At 63.4% G+C, this 18,007-nt stretch carries 14 protein-coding genes; 8 read left to right on the top strand and 6 right to left on the bottom strand.

Annotated elements, in window-relative coordinates; translation table 11 throughout:
• Positions 1-64: 64 nt before the first annotated feature.
• Positions 65-529, top strand: a complete 465-nt coding sequence (locus LVJ94_37495; protein ID WXB02598.1) for a transcriptional repressor — start codon at positions 65-67, stop codon at positions 527-529.
• Between the two features lie 142 nt (positions 530-671).
• Here the strand turns inward: LVJ94_37495 and LVJ94_37490 are convergent, their stop codons facing one another.
• Together LVJ94_37490 and LVJ94_37485 are read right to left on the bottom strand one after the other, a co-directional pair.
• Complete coding sequence (locus LVJ94_37490) at positions 672-2,060, bottom strand: MATE family efflux transporter (GenBank protein WXB02597.1); 1,389 nt, start codon at positions 2,058-2,060, stop codon at positions 672-674.
• Between the two features lie 120 nt (positions 2,061-2,180).
• Complete coding sequence (locus LVJ94_37485) at positions 2,181-2,903, bottom strand: FadR family transcriptional regulator (GenBank protein ID WXB02596.1); 723 nt, start codon at positions 2,901-2,903, stop codon at positions 2,181-2,183.
• 326 nt (positions 2,904-3,229) lie between these two features.
• Between LVJ94_37485 and LVJ94_37480 the strand changes: the two genes are divergently transcribed.
• Both LVJ94_37480 and LVJ94_37475 read left to right on the top strand, forming a co-directional pair.
• Positions 3,230-5,029: a discoidin domain-containing protein gene (locus tag LVJ94_37480; GenBank protein WXB02595.1), complete on the top strand. Its 1,800-nt coding sequence runs from the start codon at positions 3,230-3,232 to the stop codon at positions 5,027-5,029.
• Positions 5,030-5,157: 128 nt separating this feature from the next.
• A complete protein-coding gene (locus tag LVJ94_37475; protein ID WXB02594.1) occupies positions 5,158-7,758 on the top strand; it encodes a hypothetical protein in 2,601 nt (866 codons plus the stop codon).
• Here LVJ94_37475 and LVJ94_37470 read toward each other — a convergent pair.
• Both LVJ94_37470 and LVJ94_37465 read right to left on the bottom strand, forming a co-directional pair.
• Positions 7,755-8,945, bottom strand: coding sequence for a hypothetical protein (locus LVJ94_37470; GenBank protein WXB02593.1), 1,191 nt, complete (start codon positions 8,943-8,945; stop codon positions 7,755-7,757). The two genes, LVJ94_37475 and LVJ94_37470, sit on opposite strands and share 4 nt — an antisense overlap.
• A 34-nt stretch (positions 8,946-8,979) precedes the next feature.
• Positions 8,980-10,044, bottom strand: coding sequence for an SGNH/GDSL hydrolase family protein (locus tag LVJ94_37465; protein WXB02592.1), 1,065 nt, complete (start codon positions 10,042-10,044; stop codon positions 8,980-8,982).
• 186 nt (positions 10,045-10,230) lie between these two features.
• Here LVJ94_37465 and LVJ94_37460 point away from each other — a divergent pair, with 186 nt between their 5' ends.
• Both LVJ94_37460 and gloA read left to right on the top strand, forming a co-directional pair.
• Complete coding sequence (locus tag LVJ94_37460; GenBank protein ID WXB02591.1) at positions 10,231-11,469, top strand: acyltransferase; 1,239 nt, start codon at positions 10,231-10,233, stop codon at positions 11,467-11,469.
• Positions 11,470-11,479: 10 nt separating this feature from the next.
• Positions 11,480-11,863: a lactoylglutathione lyase gene (gene gloA / locus LVJ94_37455; protein WXB02590.1), complete on the top strand. Its 384-nt coding sequence runs from the start codon at positions 11,480-11,482 to the stop codon at positions 11,861-11,863.
• Here the strand turns inward: gloA and LVJ94_37450 are convergent.
• A complete protein-coding gene (locus tag LVJ94_37450; GenBank protein WXB02589.1) occupies positions 11,860-12,273 on the bottom strand; it encodes a helix-turn-helix transcriptional regulator in 414 nt (137 codons plus the stop codon). The two genes, gloA and LVJ94_37450, sit on opposite strands and share 4 nt — an antisense overlap.
• 151 nt (positions 12,274-12,424) lie before the next feature.
• Here LVJ94_37450 and LVJ94_37445 point away from each other — a divergent pair, with 151 nt between their 5' ends.
• The 3 genes from LVJ94_37445 (at position 12,425) to LVJ94_37435 (ending at position 15,427) form a co-directional block, all read left to right on the top strand.
• Entirely contained in the window at positions 12,425-12,886 is a 462-nt protein-coding gene (locus LVJ94_37445; protein WXB02588.1) for a DoxX family protein, read from the top strand.
• A gap of 127 nt (positions 12,887-13,013) precedes the next feature.
• Positions 13,014-14,336, top strand: a complete 1,323-nt coding sequence (locus tag LVJ94_37440; GenBank protein ID WXB02587.1) for a right-handed parallel beta-helix repeat-containing protein — start codon at positions 13,014-13,016, stop codon at positions 14,334-14,336.
• Positions 14,333-15,427: a hypothetical protein gene (locus tag LVJ94_37435; GenBank protein WXB02586.1), complete on the top strand. Its 1,095-nt coding sequence runs from the start codon at positions 14,333-14,335 to the stop codon at positions 15,425-15,427. Before LVJ94_37440 ends, LVJ94_37435 begins: the two co-directional genes overlap by 4 nt.
• Before the next feature lie 241 nt (positions 15,428-15,668).
• On the opposite strand, the gene LVJ94_37430 is transcribed toward LVJ94_37435, so the two are convergent.
• Positions 15,669-17,819: a S9 family peptidase gene (locus LVJ94_37430; GenBank protein WXB02585.1), complete on the bottom strand. Its 2,151-nt coding sequence runs from the start codon at positions 17,817-17,819 to the stop codon at positions 15,669-15,671.
• Positions 17,820-18,007: the final 188 nt, after the last annotated feature.

The raw sequence follows: 18,007 nt of genomic DNA, 5'->3' as shown, positions 1-18,007 counted from the left end.
TCGATATGCAGAAGCGGTACAGTTGATCGGTCGTTCAACCGACGAAACGACATCGGAGTCTCCATTGGCCAAACCCAAAAAGCCGAAGAAGGCGGAGGATCACTCCGTCGAGGCGTTCCAAGACCTCCTCCGCTCCTCGGGCCTGCGCAGCACCGCACCGCGGTTGGCCGTGCTCGAACACTTGCACGACACGTCCGAGCCGAGCAGCCACGCCGAGTTGTTCGAGGCGCTCGCCGGCAAAGGCTTCGACCGCGCCACCATCTACCGCAACCTCATGGACTTGTCGGAGGTCGGCATCGTCAGCCGCACCGACCTGGGCGATCACGTTTGGCGTTTCGAACTGAAGAAGGGCGTCGCGGGCACCTCCCATAGTGACGAGCATCCCCACTTCATCTGCGTCCAATGCGGCGACGTCTCCTGCCTCCCCGGCCTCGCCTTCGAGGTCAAGGGCAGCAAGGGCGTGCCCAAATCCGTGAGCAAGAACAAAGTCGCCGTGCAGCTCAAAGGCGTCTGCGACAACTGCGATTGAGAAAGAGCAATCCGGTCGAACCGCCAAGACGCCAAGAGCGCCAAGGTCGAGGGGGCCTGAAAGAGGGCGTTCCTCCGCCTCTCAGGACATCAATCTATCTTGGCGTCCTTGGCGTCTTGGCGGTTTGATCAGGAGCGTGACGCTAGGCGCGGGCTGGTTGCGCAACGAGCATGCGGGCGGCGCGCCAGCTGCCGAGGCGGTAGTAGGCGACGGTGAGAACCAACGACACCACGGAGCCGATGGGGTAGCTCCACCAGATGGCCTCCGCCTGCATCGATGGGACGAGTGCGTACGCAAAGGGAATGCGCACCACCCAGAGTGACACGAAGAGGGTGGCCAGTGGCACCATCACGGCGCCGGTGGCACGCATCACGCTGCCCAGCACCAGTGAAATGCCGAACATGATGAAGGTCCACGACACAATCACGTGAATGTGATTCGCAATGGCGATGGCCTCCGCATCGTCGCCCAAGAAAAAGGCAAACGCTGCACGATGCGCGGCGGAAACCAGGAGCACCATCGCGCCGGTCATCGCCATGCTGACCAGGACCCCCACGCGCGCGATGCGCGCCACGCGCTCCCATTGCTGGGCGCCGACGTTCTGCGCGGCCATCGCCGAAACGGCGCCGCCGAGCGACATCGCGGGCATCTGGATGTAGTTCCAAACCTGAAAGCACGCGCCATAGGCCGCGGTCATGTGCGAACCAAATCGGTTCACGAGGCTGATCATGGCAATCATCGAGGAGCTCATCACCACCACCGAGAGCCCCATGGGCACGCCCTTGAGGATCAGCGCGCGCAGGATCTCGCGATCGATGCGCAGGTAGTGCGCTTCACCGCGCGCGAGGCGCAGGAAGTGTTTGCGCCGGTAAAGCCAGCCGACCATGCCAAGGAGGCTTACCCACTGCGCGACCATCGTGGCCAACGCCGAGCCGGCGATGCCCAAGGCCGGCACCGGCCCCAGCCCGCGAATGAAAATCGGGTTGAGCGTGATGTCCATGGCCACGGACGCGATCAAGAACACGAACGGCGTCTTCGCATCGCCCGCACCGCGCAGGGCGGTCATCACGAAGGCGTAAAGCACCATCCCTGGTAGCGCGAGAAAGATGACCCTCAAGTACGCGGACGCATAGGGGAGCGCGTCGGGTGGGGTATGCATGGCGGCGAGCACGTGGGGCGCGAACATGATGCCGAGGGCCGCGAACACCACGGAGAGGCCACCGAAGAACGAGAGGCTCGTGCCAACGGTTCGCTTGGCCGTGACCAGATCCTTCGCACCGAGGCTCTGACCCACGAGCACGTTCGCCGCCATGCTCAATCCGAAGGTCGTGCCGATGAGAAAGAACACCAGGGTGTTGGCGTTCGCACTGGCCGTGAGCGCCCGCGCACCGAGCAAGCGCCCAACCCACGCCGTGTTGACGGAGGCGTTCAGCGATTGAAGGATACTGCTCGCGAGCATGGGCCAGGAAAACGCGAGCAACGTGCGCGCGACCGGCCCCTCGGTGAACCGGCCTCCGACTGAGGAATCCATGGTCGATGAGGTCTGCGAAGGCCGCCGGGCCTTCGTGAACTTGGCATCAGGCATCGTCGTGCCGACGCATATAGCGAAGGTAAATTTTCTGTCAATGTAACTTTTTGGAAACGTCCGTGATTACAAGACTTTGCGCAGCCACTGCTCGACGCCGGCGATGTGCACCGCAACCCAAGCGCGGGCGACATCCGGCTGGCGTGCAGAGATCGCATCCAGAATGGCCCGGTGCTCGGACTGCGTGCGCTCCCACGAGCCTTCGTCGTTGACGCCGCGCCAGATGCGGCCTCGAAGCGTCGGCGAGGCGAGACCGTTGATGAGGGAGCACAACACGGAGTTGCCCGACGCTTCGGCGATGCGCTTGTGAAATTCGAGATCGTTCGCAACCAGTTCGTCGACGCTCGAATCGGGGCGAACTTGCAGAAGGTGTGCGCGAAGGAGCTCGATTTCCTCTTCGGGCATGCGCGTCGCCGCCATCGCGGCCGCCGCAGGTTCGAGCACGCGGCGCACCTCGAAGAATTCGAGCACCGATCCATCGCGGTGCACTTCGACCGCGAAGCTCACGGCATCGAGCAAAAGCTGCGGTTTTAGGCTCGTAACGTACGTTCCATCGCCTTGTCGAACGTCGAGGATCCGCAGCTGCGAGAGCGCGCGCACCGCCTCGCGCAACGAGTTGCGCGAAAGCCCCAATTGCGCGGCCAAATCGGCCTCTTTGGGCAGACGATCGCCGGGTCTCCACTGCCCGGAGACGATCATCTCTTTGATTTTCTCGATGGCTTCGTCAGTGACCGCCACGCCGCTCCTTTTTGGTGTCAATAGATCGGATGTCTTCGCGTCAGTATGCATGAGATTCTCCCTCAATGTACCTTTCGTTCTTCATCTTTGCGCGGCGGATACATCCGATGTATAGCGCACAGGGCCGTGGCTGCTGAAGTCAGCGTTGCCTCGAGGATACCTCAACCTTTCAAAACAAGTGGCGGACCGACAAGGTGCTCCACCACCACCGAGGAGACTACGTCATGTTACTCGCGCTGCACACGATGCGCCGAGGCGCAGACCGGAAGAAAACTCGAGTCGTACCTCTCCTACTGCCGCCGCGAGGCCGAGGGGCGGCGCGCCAATCGGGTTTACCGCGGAAGAAGACTCGAGTCGTACCTCTCCTATTGCCGCTGATGGCCATCATCTTCGGCTCGACCGTCCCTGCGCATGCCGAACTCACCCACCCGCGCCAAGAGTACCTGAGGGACGCTCAAGGCGGACTCTTCTTGCATTGGGGGATGCGAACATCCCCCGGATACACGAGCTGTAGCGCGTGGGAATCCGCCGTCACAAGCGGGGGATGGAGCCCGAGTTATTGGGTGACCGAGGCCCAGAAGCTCCACACGCAGTACCTCGTCCTGGCCACCTTTCACAGCCGCCTCGGGTACGCACGTCCCTGGCCGTCGGTCATACCTGGGACCTGTCGGACCAATCGCGACTTCCTTGGCGAGCTGATCACGGCAGCCAACGCGAAGGGGCTCAAGGTCATTCTCTACATGACCGACGATCCCAAGTGGCACACGGAGGGCCTACCTTCCGGCCAGAGCTGGCTCAACTCGCAGGCTTATTCGAACTACAAAGGTCACGACGTGGACCTCTCCACGCGCGACGGCTTCGGCGAGTTTAGCTATGACCTCTTCGTGGAGGTGATGCAGAAGTACCCGAATCTGTCGGGCTTCTGGATCGACAACGACAACGCGTATTGGGAGTCGCACGGGCTTTACGAAAAGATCCGCAAGGACAGGCCCAGCTTCACGTTGAGCAACAACAACGAAGATACGCCGATCATGGACATGATCAGCAACGAGCAGAAGACCGGGATGACGCCGAGCTACGACTACCCGCAGGCGGTCTACACGGCCGCTCCGCGCTTGATCGAGGCCGACTACAAGCTGCCGACCGGCGGTGCGTGGTGGTACAGCGGCAGCAATTCCGAGGTGGACTACAAGCTGACCTTGGGGCGCTACGTGACCAATGCAGGTTCTTCCATCAAGTCGCTCATGGCCGAGACGGCGATGGTGAATGGCAAATTCCCCTCGAACCAGGTGAACTTCAACAATTTCGCCAATGGCTACTTGCAGGCGATTTGGGAATCGCTGGAGGGCACCGAAGGGGGCGGGTATCTGAATGGCGGTCTCAAGCCCGGTTTCTGGAACGACGGGGCGCACGGCGTGACCACCGTTCGAAGAAACGATCCGAACGTGCACTACATCCACGTGATCACGCGGCCTTCGGGGAGCACGCTGACGGTGCGCGACAATGGCTACCGCGTGGCGCGCGTGAGGAACTTGCGCAGCGGGGCGCAGGTGAGCTTCACGCAAGGCGGTGGAAAGCTGACATTGAGCGGCATCTCCGCATGGGACGATTACGATACGGTCTTTCGCGTGGAGACGGTCGCGCGCGAAGGCATCATTCCGCCGTCGACGTACACCATGAGCGCGAGCTCCTCGGCCAGTGGGCACGGGCCGTCCGAGGCGGCGGATGGTGACTACCTATCGTATTGGGATAGCAACAAGGTGACACCGGTGTCACTTCGCTTCGATTTGGGGTCGGCAAAGCGAGTGCAATACATCGGCATCAACCAACGCGAGGACTCGGTGAGCTATGCCCGCTCCGACACCGAGCAATCGGCGCGCATTCGCGACTATCGGGTTTACGTTTCCAGCGATGGCAGCAATTGGGGCAATCCCGTCAAATCGGGCACGCTGCCCAGCCATCGCGGCGTGCAATTCATCGATCTTACCGCGGTCACTGCGCGCCACGTGCGGCTCGAGGTGGTGAGCACCTGGGCTGCCTCTTCCGACACGACGCGCTACAAGCGATTGCGCGTCGACGAAGCGTGGATCGGATCGAATTACGCGGGAGGAGGCGGACTCGACATGGACGTGTCGCTCGATGCGAATCCAAATATCGACGCAACGATGTCCAATTAGCGTCTTCGAGCCCGTGCCCGTGCGCGTTCACGACCACGTGCACGGGCTCGATCTTCTCGCCGTTCCCCGTTGCCGATCGTGCTACTCCCTTTGGGGCCCACTCACCTACGAAACATGTGAGGTCCTAAATGAAGACGGTACTATTCCGCGCGGCAATCGCATCCGCCGCGGGGCTCTTTCTTTGGCATTGCGGGGACGATTCGCCAGGATCCCAGCCTCCGGGCGTCGATGCCGGTCCGGATGGCAGTGGGATCCCCGACGCGGGGTCCGATTCGGGGACGTGCTCGGGATGCACGGGCACACGTGACTACGATGCAAAATCGTACGCTCTGCGCGCGAGCTACGACTGGAGCAAACAGCGTTTGATCGCGGAGGAAGATGTCTCCCTCGCGTTGACGCAATCGAACACGGTGGTGGCCCTCGACGCGAACGTCGAGGTCAAAGGCGTGACGGCCAAGGGCAAAGACATTCCCTGGGCCTACGACACGGTGCAGAAGGTGCTGCACGTGAACGTGGCGCAGGTTCCGGCGGAGCAAGGCGCCGTGACCTTCGTGGTGAAGTACGAGGCCGCGCTCTCGCGCTCGCTGTTCGCCTCCAAGGGGCGCGACGGCGATCCGGTGACGTCGCGTGTGGTCTTCACCAGCTCGGAGCCCGACCGCGCCCGCAATTGGCTCGTGTCCAACGACCATCCCTCCGACCGCGCGCTCTGGTCCGCGGAGCTCACCGTGGCCGACGACGAGGACGCGATCTCGAACGGCGAGCGCGTGAAGGACGAGAAGAAGGACGGCTCGCACATCGTGGGCTACCGCATCGAGACGCCGCTGCCGACGTACCTCATGGCCTTCGCCGGCGGACAACTCGAGCACAAGGATCGCGCGGCGACCGACAAGCACAAGCCGCTCAGCGTGTGGTACCGCAAGGGCCTGGTCCTCGACACAGAGGCGCACCTCGATCTCTTGGCCGAGCTGATGGAGACGTTCGGCAAGCTGGTCGACCCGTATCCGTTCAACCGCTACTCGGTGGTGCTGCTGCCGGAGTTTGGCGGCGGCATGGAGAATGCGACCATCACGTTCAACCAGGAGAGCTCGGGGCAGGGGACCGTCGGCTTCGGCCTCAACGCGCACGAACTGGCGCACCACTGGTTCGGCGACTGGGTCACGATGCACACCTACGACGACGTCTGGTTCAAGGAGGGCATGGCCACCTTGCTGGCGTCGGAGGCCGAGCGCAAACACCGTGAAACCGGCGAATCGAAGAACGTGCGCCTCTTCGGGCGGACCTTCGGCTTCGATCCGGCGGACGCCATCGTCGACAAGTCGCTGAAGGGCATCGAGAAATACACCGATGGCCCCTACGGCCGCGCGGCGTGGACCATCACGCAGATCCGCGCGCGCGTCGGCGAGGACGCCTTCTGGGGCGCGCTCAAAGCCATCTTGAAGGGGCACGCCGCAGGCACTCTCACCGGTGAGCAGTTCGTGCGCGGCTTCGCCCCTGCGCTCGACGATGCGGCGATCACCAAGATTTTGGCCACCCTCGAAAAGAAGGAGCCGCCGGGGGTCGCCATCGAAACGCCGCAGGCCGGTGATGCGGGCCTCGCGGGCGACGTGAAGCTGACCTTGACCGATCCTTCCGCCGCGCTGCTCGATCCGATCGACGTCGTTATCGTCGACAAGGACGGAAACGTTGGCGAGACGAAGAAGCTCACGCCCGGCGCACCGCTCACGGTGAACCTCCCCGAAGGCTCGTACCTGGTGTACGACCCGCGCGAGGTGCATCCGAGCTGGGATGACTCGTTCACCGTCGATCCAGCGGCCTATTACGGTGGCCTCTCCCCGCGCATGGTTCCTTTGACGGATGGCGCGCGGAAGCAGTTCACCGCCGGATCGTCCGCCGTGCAGGAGCGCATTCTCCTCGAGCAGCAGGCGTCGCCGCCGCCGTTCGAGCCGAGCGCCATGCCGTCCTTCTACAATGGCCTCGATTCGCGCGCGGCGAAGTTCACCGCCGAGGTTGCAGGTTGCCAGTGGCTCTCCCGCGCCACCGACAAAGGTCCGTGGACGGCGGCGCTCACCGAGATCGCCACGAAGCCGGCGGTCAATTCATACAACACGCGCCTTGCCTTGTGCGGTTCCGAGACGCCGGCCGTGTGGTTCGACGGTGAGCTGGAAGGCACCATCGACGCGAAGAATGCAGGTCGCAAGAATTACCTGCTCTCCTTCGACTACGGAGCGGCCAGGAGCCTCGCCTTCGCCGGCAACCTGGCCAAGAATGCACCGTCGCTGCTGCTGCGCGATCAAGCCGTTTCGCGTCTCGCGTCGCAAGCGGCCGCCGAGCGGTACACGAAGGTGCCCGACGCCGAGGTCCCGGCGTGGCAGGCGTTCTTCCGCGAGCGCATCGCGGAGACGACGACGCAGAGCCGGTTGCTCAATGTGTGGAAGGGCGTCTCCGCATTGTCCGACCACACCGCGCTCGCGGCGATCGGTGGCAAGCTGCAGAGCGTCGTGTTGTCCGCTTCGAACCAGCGCAAGATCGTGTGCGAAGCCAACAAGGTTGCCGGCACCCATGCCGACGCCTGGGAAGCGTTCCGCAACGCGGCGCAGCCCTGGAGCAAGCTGGCCGCGGACACGTCCACGGTGCTGCAGGATCCCTCCAAGTGCACGCCGGCCTTGACGCCCGCGCGCTCTCTCTCGGTGCAGCACGACGCGGTCGCCCAGGAAAGGGCCCTGCGCTAACCGAGTGACGTCGTACTCTCGCTCTCGACCCGCGGAAAATCTTTCGGCTGGTCGAGGGCGAAGGCGATGGCCTCGGGGATGCGCTCGGGGGCGAGGCCGCGCCAGAACACCTGCCAAACGCCGGTGCGGATCATCCCGTCGCACTGCTTCGTGTACCAAGCGTTGATGGCATTCTTCGTTCGCGATCGCCAAAAGACGTTCGCATAGTCTTGCGTAAGCGCGCCCCACACGTCCTTGCCGAGGCCTTCGCCCTGCGCCTCGCGCCCGACGGCGAATTTGCTCATGTACGCACCCAGGGGCGTCTCCAGGACCAACGCGGCACCGCGGTAGTGCTCCTCGAGGTAGATGCGCGAGACCGGGCGCTCGAGAAATCCCTCGCTGAGCGGCCGCTCGAACGCCGACTCGAGCATGGTCACGAGCCGCGTCGTATCGAGCGCCCCGTAGCCCTCGTACCGCTCCACGCGGGCAGCGCGGCGCACCATCGTTCCCGAACCGCCCGTGGTGAAGAGTTCGCGCAGAAGCTCGATGGGCGACGTCATCGCGAAGGTGCATCGATGCGTGAGCCGATCGATGAGGTACGCGATGCCGTTCAGAATCGTCTTCTGCTTGCGCGACACGTCTTTCGACGTGACCAACGTGAGCAAGTCGCCATTGAGCTCCACGAGGCTCACCGCGCGCCCATCGAGCAAGATGCCACCGCGTCGCTGGAGGAAAATGAGCTTGCGCGTCTGAATGGTGTCCAACACGACGCGCACCATCTCGAAGCGGTCGGCGAGCGGACGTCCCCCCGATGCCGGCGAAGGCGGCGAGGCGAGCGGAAGAATGGGAATGATCCCATCGCGTGCCGCGACGCGGGCAGCCTCGGCGGCCTCGGCCGGCGTGGGGTGCTCGATCACGGTGCACGAGATGTCCGCGCGGGCCAGCTCCAAGGCCAACGACGAGGCGTGCTTGATGACGTCGTCCGCGTCGAGAAGCCCCAGGACGATGACCGGCACCAAACCGAGCTCGGACAAAAATCGAAGATCGACGACCAACGCGTCCAGCGCGTGGGTCAAAACGGGCCCGTCGACCGCGATGGTCGCAAATCGTTCCTTGGCATCGGCCCGAAACAGGTCGAGGTAAAACTCCGCCTCGGCACGCTTGCCGATGCTCCAAAGGAACCGCGAAATGGTGTCAGGCGCGTACATATCAGCACCGACAACTTAGCGCACTTTGCTGGCTCTACTGGGGCAGAGCGCGCAGCCGGTCCAGCATTTGGATCGCCGTGAGGTTGCGCACGTTGTAGCCGTAGACGGTGATGTAATCCGCCGTGAAGTTGGCCGTCGTCCCACTCGCGCCCATCGAGGGGTGGATCTCGTCGGGCCCCAGGCCGCTGGAGGGCAACGTGGAGAGGCCGGCGAACAGGTCGATCATCGGCAGATGGCGCTGCGCCGCCATGGTGCGGACCTTCTCGCTCATCGCGCGGACGACTTGCTCGGCGCCGTCGTAATCCGTCCGATCCGGGATGGTGCTGACGATGGCCACGACACCTTCCGCCTCGAGCTGGTCGACGATGGTGTTCATGTTCGTCGCAAAGGTCGTCGCGTTGCCATCGTTCGTACCGAACATGACGATGGCGTATCCAGGTCGCAACGCGGAGACCTCGCCCTCCACGTGGTTCGTCGGACTTAGGACGTCCCCAGACTTCCACCCGCCCGTGGCGCCGGTGCTCACGCGGTTGAAGGAGTTTTTCCCATCGCCCACCGTGACGGCGCGGATCGCATCGATGGTGCCTTGAAGCGCCGTGTAACTGCCGAAGACGGTGTTCCCGTCGCCCACGTCGTAAAAGAAGCCCGCCTGCGCCGTGATGGAGTCACCAAACTTGGCCACCACCGCCAAGCGATTGCTCTTCGTCTGGCCGGTGGCGCGCACTTGCCGCACGTGCGTCACCGTGGCCATATCGAACGCGGGCAGCGCCGGCCCGGCCCACAAAGAGGCCGCGGGCGGCAGCCCGGAGTCCGTCGTCGAGGTATCCTTTCCCGCATCCGTGATGGAGCCGTCGGCCGCATCGGCGCGAGGCCCGTCCGAGGGTGCATCCTGCACCTTCGCATCGGTGGCGGAATCCTGGGCGTCGGTGCCCGTGTCTTGCTTTGGCGTCGAGGTATCTCGAGGGGTCGCCGCATCCGGCGTGGGGTCGCCGTCCGATGACGATGAGCTGCACGCCGCAAAGGCTCCGCCGACGAACAACGCGATGAACACTGCCGCGCTGCGTGGCGACCACGTACTTCCCGTTCTGATTCGTCTCATTTTCGCCTACCGGGCGGAGCAATCGTCGTACCGGAGGGGTTTAGGGGTTAGGGTTTAGGGTTTAGGGCCTGACTCCCGTAGCACTTTGCCCCAATGCACGGGCATCGCACGGCTCGACCCCTAAACCCTAACCCCTAAACCCTAACCCCTCTCGCACGGCACATTTCTGGCACCGATCTCGTGTTGGTGAAAGACGGACTTACTCGGGGCTTCATTCGAGAGCTCGACGGCTTGCGTGGCATCGCGATCTCTCTGGTTCTCCTTCATCGCTTCTGGCCAGAACAAGGGCCACTGCATCGCTTCGCGAAGGTGGCGGAGCTCGGATGGGTCGGCGTCGATCTCTTCTTCGTGATCAGCGGCTTTCTCATCGCGGGCATCCTGCTCGATACGCGAAGCGATCCGCATTACTTCCGGAACTTCTACGCGCGGCGCATGTTGCGGATCTTCCCGCTGTATTACGTCTTCGTCATCGGCTGCCTGGTCGTGTTTCCGCTCATGCAGCGCGGCCCCTACCTCGAGACGTCCTTCATCAAGACGGCCGGCTCGCCGCTTTGGTACCTCCTCTATCTGGGCAACGTCCCCGAGACCATCGGCTACGAGCCGCCGTTCGTCCTCGGCCCCATCTGGTCGCTCGCCATCGAGGAGCAGTTCTACATCGTCTTTCCCTTCGTCGTGGCCACGCTCGACATGGCGAAGCTCCGCAAGCTCCTGCTCGGACTCATCCTCGCCGCGCCCGTTTTCCGCTTGGTGGCGCTGCTGCTCGCCCCGGGGAACGAGCGCATCCAATACCTCGCCACGCCGTGCCGGATGGACTGCATCTCCCTCGGCTGCCTTTTGGCGCTGACGGTGCGCACGGCGTCGTTCGACCGAAAAACGGTGGCCCGCGCATTCGGAGCCGCGCTTCTCGTTTGCGCCGTCGGGTTTCCTCTCGGCCTGCTCACCCGCACCACGCCGTGGGGACGCGTCCTCGGCTATTCCGTCGTCGCGGTGACCTTCGGCCTGCTCGTTCTCTTCGTCCTCCAACGCCGGAACGAGCGCGTGACCGCCCTGCTGCGGGTCTCGTCCCTGCGCTACCTCGGCAAGATTTGCTACGGCACGTACCTTTTGCACAGGCCGGCGGACGTCTTCGTCGACAAGCTCACCGATCGCCTCGGGATCACCGATCCGCTCGAAGCGCCGGACGGCCTCGAGTCGGTGAGCATCCTCCTCCTCAAGTTCGGGGTCGCCGTCGTGTTCGCGAGCGCCAGCTGGTACGCGTTCGAGAAGCCTATCTTGCGCCTCAAGGATCGCTTCCAGCCGGAGAACCATCCCGCCGAGGAGACAAAGCGACCGCCTGCGTCTGCCGGTGCGGCCTCCCCCAAAGTCCTGACGGAGGTCGTGCCCGACCTGCGTGAAATGGGGGAAACGGCGCGAAACTCGGGGTAAGATGCGGCCCATGCGCATCCTGCACACCATGCTTCGCGTCGGCGATCTGCAAGCCTCCAAGCGATTCTACTGCGAAGTGTTGGGCATGAAGGTACTCCGCGAAAAGGAGTACCCCAGCGGCCAATTCACCTTGTGCTTCGTCGGTTTCGGCGACGAGGATGCGAACACCGTTCTCGAGCTCACCTACAACTGGGGCACGTCGAAGTACGATCTGGGCAACGCCTTCGGCCACATCGCGCTCGCCACGTCGAACATCTACGAGGCCGTCGAGAAGATCCGCGCCGCCGGCGGCAAGGTCACGCGCGAGCCGGGCCCGATGAAGCATGGCACCACCGTCATCGCGTTCGTCGAAGACCCTGATGGCTACAAAATCGAGCTGATCGAGCGCGCCTAAGCGACCGCCTTCTTCCCCCGCGCACGGGCCTTGGGCTCCGCGGCGGGGTCGTCCTTCACGCAAGACTCTGCATCGGCCGGCACCCCGGCGGGCACTTCGACCCACTGCTCGGCCCACTTCGATAGGGCTTCGACCACGGGCGCGAGCGCACGACCTTTGTCCGTCAGCTCGTACTCGACGCGCACGGGGTGGGTGGGGACCACGCGCCGCTCGACCACGCCCTCCGCCTCGAGCTCCTTGAGTCGCTCGGAGAGGATGCGGTCGCCCACCACCTCGATGCGCTCGAGCAATTCACCGAAACGAGCCGGACCCATCAGAAGAACTTGGAGGACGAGCCCGTTCCAGCGCTTGCCCACCAGGTTGATGGCAATCTGAAAACGCGGGCAAAGCTGGCTGCTGTGACGGCTCATGGGCGTGAATCCTGATGCTCAAAGGGTAGTCACGTACTTCTGAAAGGGAAGCTACTTGACCTTCGAAAGGGGCGACCTACCTTCCTGGCATACCGCAAAAAAGGAAGTGACTTCCTAAATAGCGGCAAGTTGATGGAAAGGAAGTTATGTCATGTCCTCATTGCTCGGAAAACTGCCCTGGATTGCGCGCCTTCTTGCGGGAGTCATCTTCACGCTCTTCGGTCTGAATGGCTTTCTGCACTTTCTGCCGATGCCCCCGTCTCAAGGCAACGCCGCTCAGTTCCTCGGCGGGCTCGCCGCCGCGCCCTACTTCTACCCTCTTCTCTTTCTAACGGAGCTCGCCGGTGGCGTCCTTCTCCTGGCCGGACGCTTCGTTCCGCTTGCGTTGCTGCTGTTGGCGCCCGTCATCGTCAACATCGTTGGCTTTCACCTTTCGGCCGCGCCCGCGGGATTGCCCCTCGCCCTCTTGGTGCTCGCGCTCGAGCTTTTCCTGGCTTGGTCGTATCGCGATAGTTTCGCACCGGTGATTCGCGCCCGCGCTATTCCGATTTCGCGTGAACGCCCACGCCCGCCCGAAGTGGTTGAGCCTATCAAGGAAGGCATCATCGCTTGACGCGTTGCGCAGCCTTTTGTCCCTTTGCGAGGGCTCGTGCCGCCAAACGCACCTGGCAGGGCGCGGGCCCTTTTGCGTGCATGCGCATTGGGCATTACGGATCGGAGCAAAGTGATAGCTTCTCGGTATGAAATCGCATCACGTTGGCCGTGCGACGTTCGGCGTCTTATCCCTCGGCGTGTCGCTGCTTGCCTGCAGCAGTGACGATTCGCCGTCTTCTCAGGACCCCACCTGCACGGCGGCAACGCAGTGCACGTTCATCGCAGCAGGTAGCTCCGAGCTGGATATTCAAGATCGCATCGGTGGTGCCAAGTCGGGCGACACCATCAAGTTTGGCGAGGGCACGTTCAAGTTCACCAATCAAATTGCGTTGCCCACCAACGTGAAGAACTTCACCGTTCTCGGCGCCGGCCGCGATAAAACCGTGCTCGATTTTCAGGGGCAGATGGTGGCGGCCAACGACAGCCTCTCCGCCCAGTACGTCGAGAAGATTCGCTTCGAAGGATTCACGGTGAAGGACGGCCGCGGCAACGGCATCAAGGTGCTGCAGGGCACCAACGTGATCTTCCGCGACATCAAGACGTATTGGACGTCGACCGACGAAAAGTCGCACGGCGCCTACGGCCTGTACCCGGTGCAATCGACGAACGTGCTCGTCGAAAAGAGCGTGACCATCGGCGCGTCCGACACGGGCATCTACGTGGGCCAATCGAAAAACATCATCGTGCGCAACAACGAAGCGCACGGAAACGTGGCCGGTATCGAAATCGAGAACTGTTACACGGCCGACGTGCACGACAACGACGTGTACGACAACTCCAGCGGCATTCTCATTTTCGACTTGCCGGACCTCCCGCAAAGAAATGGCCACGACATTCGCGTGTTCAACAACAAGGTTCACGACAACAATCACGGGAACTTCTCTCCGTCGGGCCTTCTGCAGAACGTGCCCGCGGGCACCGGCTTCTTCGTCCTGGCCAACACCAACGTGGAAGTGTTCGGCAACACCTTCGAAAAGAATGGTACGACGCAGACGTCGATCCTCAGCTACTTCATTCTCGGTGAGACGATAAAGGATGCGGGGTACACCAAGCCGTACCCGATCAACGTGTACGTTCACGACAATACGTACACCGACGGCGGCACCAGCATCGATGGCAGCAAAGAGTTGGGGCTGCTTCTCGCGATTACGACCTTCCCCAACACGAAGGATCCGAAAAAGCGCGTGCCGGAGATCATCTACGACGGTATCACCCCGCCCACGACCTCGGACCAGGTGAATCCGAACCAGATCTGCTGGAAGAACAACAAGGGAACGGTGGAGTCGGTCAATTTTCACTTCGACAAGTTCACCAAGGACGCCCCGAACCTAGGCCAGATTCTCGAAATGAACCCGACGGCCTACGACTGTGAGCTTCCGCCCATTCCCGAAGTGAAGCTGCCCGAATGATGCCATTTCGATCCATTGCCGTGCTGGTCTTTGCGGCCAGCGCGGCTTCATGCAGTAGTTCGTCTTCGGACGATCCGGGGGTCCCTGCCGGCGGCGATGGGACCTACGTCGACGAACCGTATCCGACACTCGATCGCTATGGGCTGCTCACCATCCGCGAGGGGGCGATCGTTCCGGCGAAGGAAACGGTTCACTACGACCTCAATACGCCTTTGTTCTCCGATTACGCGCGAAAGGAGCGAACCATCTTCCTTCCGCGCGGAACGTCGATGACCTACAAAGACGACGGTACCTTCGACTTTCCCGTGGGGGCGATCATCACCAAGTCCTTTGGCTTTCCCCAGGACTTTCGCGATCCCCATTCGAAGGTGCGCTGGGAGGAGACGCGGCTTCTCATTCGTGCGGGCGATGGCTGGAAGACCATTTCGTACCAATGGGACGAGGCGCAGAAGGTGGCGACGAAGGTGCCGGGCGGGCGTACCCGCACGATCGAGTTCATCGATGGGCGGGGCACCACGCAACATGCGAACTATTTGATCCCCAGCGCCAACCAATGCCCCAAGTGCCACGCCAACAATGGGGTCTCGACGCCGATTGGCCTTTATGCTGCGCAGATCAACCGCACGCATACCTTTGCCGATGGTACGCAGGGCAATCAAATCGCCAAATGGAACGAGATGGGCCTTCTCGCCGGCGCCCCTGCGTCGGTGGAGAGTGCGCCGCGCCTTCCGGTGTGGGACGATCCCAATGTGGGGCTGAACGACCGTGCGCGGTCGTACCTCGATGGCAACTGTGCTTATTGCCACAGTACGACCGGGGAAGCGCGCACCAGCGGGCTCTATCTGGGATTCCGGGAGATGGATCCCTTGCGCCTCGGCGTGTGCAAAATCCCGGTCGCGGCCGGGCGTGCGGGGTCGAACCTCGATTACGACGTCGTCCCGGGCAATCCCGACAAGTCCATCTTGACGTACCGGATGGACTCCACCGAACCGAGCATCGCCATGCCCGAGCTAGGCCGCAGCTTGGTTCACGCGGAAGCACTCGCGCTGGTGCGCGAGTGGGTTTCCAGCCTTCAGGGGAACTGCAAATAGAGTAAAAGTCGATTGATCGTGGCGGACTCGCAAGTCGTTTGCAGCCGAGCAGCGGCAGCGGGACAAGCCCGGCGAGGCCGGCGCCTTAGTCCGTCCCCAGCACCAGGATCGCCAGAGAAATGGCGATCCTGGCTTTCTGGACCACACATCGCACCGGTCCCGCCGGTTTCTTCCCGCTGCCGCGATTCCCGCATCAGGTCATTTGAACCTGACACGTTCAGTCGACCGTTGCCCTAACGAATTACAAATGGTCCCGCAGGAAGTGCGCCATGCGCGTCCATGCGGGGCCGGCCACGTCGGGGGCGTACAGCATGTGCGTCACCCCGACGAGCGGCACGAATTCGACGGGGCGGCCCGATTTGCCCATGGTGTCGGCCAGCTTCAACGAGTTGGAGAAGTACACGTTGTCGTCGGCGGTGCCGTGCACCAAGAGGAACGGCCGCGCCGGTGAGGCTTCCGTCGGCGGCTTCGCGGCCCACGTCAAGAGCGACGCGTTCTCGTAGGCCGGCGAGGGCGGAATGCCCAGGTACCGCTCGGTGTAGCACGTGTCGTAATCCGCCTGATCGACGGTGGGCGCACCGGCCACGCCGACCTTGAAGACGTCGGGACGCCGCAAGATCGCGAGCGAGGTGAGGTACCCACCGAAGGACCACCCATAGATGCCCACGCGGTTCGCGTCGATCTCGGGGTACTTCTTCGCGAGCGCCGCGATGGCGGCGACGTGGCCTTCGAGCGGCACCTCGCCCAGGCGCTCGCGCAGCTTGCGCTCCCAGGCCCGCCCGCGCCACATCGTCCCGTGCACGTCGACGGCGACCACGATGGCATCGGTGACGTCCGCCATCCATTGGGACCGCAAGTACGCGAGCGCATCGGAGGTGACCACGTTGGAGTGCGGCCCGCCGTACACGGCGTCGATGAGCGGATAGCGCTTCGACGGGTCGAAATTCCTCGGGCGGATCAGCGCCACGTGGAACCCTTCGTCGCCCACCGTGGCGTATTCCACCTGGGGCTTGAACGGCGGCGGCTCCGCCAGAGAAGGAATGGCGACCTCGGACGAGCCGTCGATCTTGCGCGCACCGAAACGGCGCTCACCCTTCTTGTTGTCCTCGGCGAAGGCGTACACCTTCGTTCCCTCGCCGAAGAACGTGGTCACCGTGCCGTCGGTCGCCCGGGCGACGGGCGCCGGCGCGCCTCCGTCGAGCGGCGCAGCCCACACCTCGGCGCGCGTGGGATCGGTCGACGCGTTCACATACGCGATGCGCTTTTCTGCATCCAGCGCGAGAAGGTGGCGGTAACCGCCCGCCGCGCCCATGACCGTGGACCGGAGCTCGCCGCGCGGATCGTGCAGCTCGAGCTCCCAGGTGCCCCGGCGCTCCGTCGACCAGAGAAAACCGCTTCCGTCGGGCAACCACCGCGGCACCGACGAGTCGACGTTGATCCACGCCGCATCGTGCTCCGTGAGCAACGTGCGCGTGGTGCCGCTCTTCGGATCGATGGCCAAGAGCTGCCCATTTTGCTGCACGCGATCGAGCACGTAGATCGTCGGCGGTGCATTTTTGGACCAATTGGCCGTGGCCAAATACGGATACCGTGACGTATCCCAGGTCACCTTGCGAACCGTACCTGCTTGGCGCGAAGCCTTTCCGCTGGAGGGCACCGGGGCAATGGCCAGCCGCACGATGGCGTTGGGCGTACCCGCACGCGGGTAGGGGAAGATCGTGGGCGGCTTCTCCGGGTGCGCCGGATCCGTGATGGTGAGCCGCTGCACCGGCGAAAGGTCCGCCTCCTCGTAGAGGATTTCCTGCCCGTCGGGCGACCACCAATAGCCGCGCGAGCGCTCGAGCTCCTCTTGCGCGATGAACTCCGCGAGCCCATTCGTCCGAGCCGCCGTGCCACCCGTGGTCACGCGGATCTCTTTGCCGCCGTCGAGCGCAATCACGTGAACGTCGTGATCGCGCACATAGGCTACCCGCGTTCCATCGGGCGAAAGCTGCGGATCGATGACCGCGCCCTGGCCCGTGGCCAGCTCGTGCACCTCACCCGATGCCCGCGTGAAGACGTAGAGCCGGCCCGAAAGGGAGACGACGATCTTGCTGCCGTCGCGCGTGGCGCGGAATGCCGTGAAGCCGGTCGTGCTGATGCGCTGGCGCTCCCGCCGCGCGCGCTCCTCGAGCGAGAGCACCTCCGGTCCGGACTTCAGCGCGTCGGGGCGGAGCAGCTCGCGAATCTGCCCGGTGGCGAGATCCGCCTCCCAGAGCGACTGACTCGCCTCCCGCGGCCGAGCCCGCAGGAAGAGAACCGTCCGTCCGTCTTCGGTCGGTAGTAGATTTTTCGGCGATCCGAGGCTGTACCCTCGGGTGACCGCAAATTCGTAGGGGAAATTCGAAGGCACGGAGTGAGAGCTGGGGGACCTGCGCGCAGGCGTGTTGGACGTCGTCGGGGCTGTCGAAGAGGGCGGGGATGATAGCGCAGATTTCGGAGCTGCAGGGGGGCCTGCGCACGCGCTCGCAAGAACGCATGCGGTGGCAAGGGGCCAAATCATGTGCGACCGGTTGTTTGGCAGAGCCATGGCGCCTAAAC

This window comes from Sorangiineae bacterium MSr11367 (genome assembly GCA_037157805.1).
Lineage (GTDB): Bacteria > Myxococcota_A > Polyangia > Polyangiales > Polyangiaceae > Pendulispora > Pendulispora rubella.
Note: the sequence above shows the minus strand (reverse complement) of the source record. Positions and strands in the feature narration are given on the sequence as shown.

What these genes read in the sequence shown, in the direction of transcription:
- LVJ94_37490 (WXB02597.1), bottom strand. Translation starts at nt 2,060, where the DNA reads ATGGATTCCTCAGTCGGAGGCCGGTTCACCGAGGGGCCGGTCGCGCGC.
- LVJ94_37485 (WXB02596.1), bottom strand. Translation starts at nt 2,903, where the DNA reads ATGCATACTGACGCGAAGACATCCGATCTATTGACACCAAAAAGGAGC.
- LVJ94_37480 (WXB02595.1), top strand. Translation starts at nt 3,230, where the DNA reads ATGGCCATCATCTTCGGCTCGACCGTCCCTGCGCATGCCGAACTCACC.
- LVJ94_37475 (WXB02594.1), top strand. Translation starts at nt 5,158, where the DNA reads ATGAAGACGGTACTATTCCGCGCGGCAATCGCATCCGCCGCGGGGCTC.
- LVJ94_37470 (WXB02593.1), bottom strand. Translation starts at nt 8,945, where the DNA reads ATGTACGCGCCTGACACCATTTCGCGGTTCCTTTGGAGCATCGGCAAG.
- LVJ94_37465 (WXB02592.1), bottom strand. Translation starts at nt 10,044, where the DNA reads ATGAGACGAATCAGAACGGGAAGTACGTGGTCGCCACGCAGCGCGGCA.
- gloA (WXB02590.1), top strand. Translation starts at nt 11,480, where the DNA reads ATGCGCATCCTGCACACCATGCTTCGCGTCGGCGATCTGCAAGCCTCC.
- LVJ94_37450 (WXB02589.1), bottom strand. Translation starts at nt 12,273, where the DNA reads ATGAGCCGTCACAGCAGCCAGCTTTGCCCGCGTTTTCAGATTGCCATC.
- LVJ94_37445 (WXB02588.1), top strand. Translation starts at nt 12,425, where the DNA reads ATGTCCTCATTGCTCGGAAAACTGCCCTGGATTGCGCGCCTTCTTGCG.
- LVJ94_37440 (WXB02587.1), top strand. Translation starts at nt 13,014, where the DNA reads ATGAAATCGCATCACGTTGGCCGTGCGACGTTCGGCGTCTTATCCCTC.
- LVJ94_37435 (WXB02586.1), top strand. Translation starts at nt 14,333, where the DNA reads ATGATGCCATTTCGATCCATTGCCGTGCTGGTCTTTGCGGCCAGCGCG.